The organism is Stenotrophomonas sp. STEN008, assembly GCF_056760435.1.
On the sequence record NZ_JBRRET010000084.1, the window covers coordinates 1 to 1,497 of the forward strand.

General features: G+C 70.6%; 1 protein-coding gene. It reads left to right on the plus strand.

Annotated elements, in window-relative coordinates; all coding sequences use genetic code 11:
* Positions 1-249: 249 nt before the first annotated feature.
* Positions 250-1,365: an alkene reductase gene (locus ACVOME_RS18650; protein ID WP_481505393.1), complete on the plus strand. Its 1,116-nt coding sequence runs from the start codon at positions 250-252 to the stop codon at positions 1,363-1,365.
* Positions 1,366-1,497 lie beyond the last annotated feature (132 nt).

The following is a 1,497-nucleotide window of genomic DNA, read 5'->3' on the forward strand; positions in this document are numbered from 1 at the left end:
TTTTTGGGTTTTGTTTGTGGCCCCCTGTTTTGCCGGGGGGGGGGGGGGGGGGGGCCCTCCTCCCCCCCCCTGTTTCCCGGGGGGGGGGGTTCCCCTCTTTTGGGGTTTCTTTTTTCCCCCCCCCCCGGGCGAGACCTCGGGCGAGCCTATCATTGCCCCGGCGGAACAACTGTTTTGCCAGTCCGTGCCTGTTGCCCGGCGGGCGCCATCCCCATTCTTTGCGGCACTCCCCCGCAAGAGATGGCCGACATGCTGTTCACTCCCCACCGCCTGGGCGCACTGACCCTGCCCAACCGCATCGTGATGCCGCCGATGACCCGTTCGCGTGCGGCCCACGGTAATGTTGCCACCGCCGAAATGGCGGCGTACTACGCGCAACGTGCCGGCGCCGGCCTGATCATCAGCGAAGGCACCCAGATCAGCCCGCAGGGCCAAGGCTATGCCTGGACGCCGGGCATCCATAGTCCGCAACAGGTACAGGGCTGGCGCCAGGTCACCGATGCGGTGCACGCGGCCGGCGGGCGCATCTATGCGCAGCTGTGGCACGTGGGGCGTGTTTCGCATATTGCACTGCAGCCGAACGGTGAGGCGCCGGTGTCGTCGTCGGCACTGCTGGCTGAAGGCGTGAAGGTTTTCGTTGACCCGACCGGTGCCGGCCCGGAGGCCGGCGTCGGCGAAATGGTCCAGCACTCGATGCCGCGCGCCCTGCGCGAGGACGAGATCCCTGGCATCGTCGAGGACTACGCGCAGGCGGCACGCAATGCACTGGCGGCGGGCTTCGACGGGGTCGAGCTGCATGGGGCCAATGGCTATCTCATCAACCAGTTCATCGATTCGCAGGCCAACCAGCGCACCGATGGCTATGGTGGCGCGCTGCAGAACCGGCTGCGCTTCCTGCGTGAGGTGACGCGGGCGGTGGTCGAGGTGGCGGGCGGCGACCGGGTGGGGGTGCGCCTGGCGCCGCTGACCACGCTGCAGGGGGCGGTGGACGACACGCCGCAGGCCACCTATCTGGCGGCCGCGCATCTGCTGGGTGGGCTGGGCGTGGGCTACCTGCACATCGCCGAAGCCGACTGGGACGACGCACCACCGATGCCGCTGGCATTCAAGCAGGCGCTGCGCATGGTCTATCCGGGCACACTGATCTACGCCGGCAAGTACACCGCCGAGCGCGCCGAGCAGGCACTGGCCGAAGGCTGGGCCGACCTGATTGGTTTCGGCCGGCTCTTCATCGCCAACCCGGACCTGCCGGAGCGGCTGCGCCAAGGTTCGGAACTGAACCTGCCGGACCGCGCGACGTTCTTCGGAGGCGGGGTGGCGGGCTTCACCGATTACCCGACGCTGGAAGAGAGCGTCGCTGCCTGATTCCGCATCCGCCGGGGGGGGGGCCCGGCGGCCCCCGGCCCGCCGGTGGTGCCGGGTACCCCGCCGCCGGCCGGCCGGCGCCCCGCGCCGGGGGGGGGGGCGGCGGGCGGGGGGGGGGGGGGGGGGGGGGGG